This window comes from Halomonas sp. ND22Bw (assembly GCF_003011945.1).
In the GTDB taxonomy this organism is placed as follows: Bacteria; Pseudomonadota; Gammaproteobacteria; order Pseudomonadales; family Halomonadaceae; genus Halomonas; species Halomonas halophila.
Genome location: NZ_PXWD01000082.1, coordinates 1 through 541, shown reverse-complemented (window position 1 = coordinate 541; position 541 = coordinate 1). Strand labels below are relative to the sequence as shown.

Here is a 541-nt window from a genome sequence, read left to right as displayed (position 1 = left end):
GACAACCCGATGCAGAACCGAATCCGCGCGGCGCTGAAACGCCGCACCGCCCGTCGCGGCCGGCGTCAGCCTAAACTCGGGCCGGTCATCTCCATCGACGGCTGATCCGTCTGAAAGAGCGGCGATCCTCGACCAAAGTCGCTCTCTCCAGCCGCCTCCTTCTCGGTCAATGTCGGCGTCCACGCATCCTGAAGGATGTGCAAAACGGCCGATAACGGCGACTTGGGAGGAAATGGATCATGGCAACCGACGCACCCATTGCGTCCGGGGACGGGGAACACACGGTCGATCGCAGCGATCGGCTGGTCATCCTCGCCTCGTCGGTCGGCACCGTCATCGAGTGGTACGACTTCTATCTTTACGGCTCGCTGGCGGCGATCATCACCGTCCAGTTCTTCTCGGGCGTCAACGAGACGACCGGCTACATCTTCGCCCTGATGGCCTTCGCCGCCGGCTTTGCGGTGCGGCCCTTCGGCGCCATCGTCTTCGGGCGGCTGGGCGACCTGTGGGGACGCAAGAACACCTTCCTCGTCACCATGCT

The 541-nt window shown here is 63.8% G+C and carries 1 protein-coding gene; it reads left to right on the top strand.

The genetic code is table 11. From position 1 onward, the window contains the following. Positions 1-239: 239 nt before the first annotated feature. The coding region (locus tag CVH10_RS17055; RefSeq protein WP_146142963.1) for an MFS transporter at positions 240-541 on the top strand (302 nt) is incomplete at its 3' end.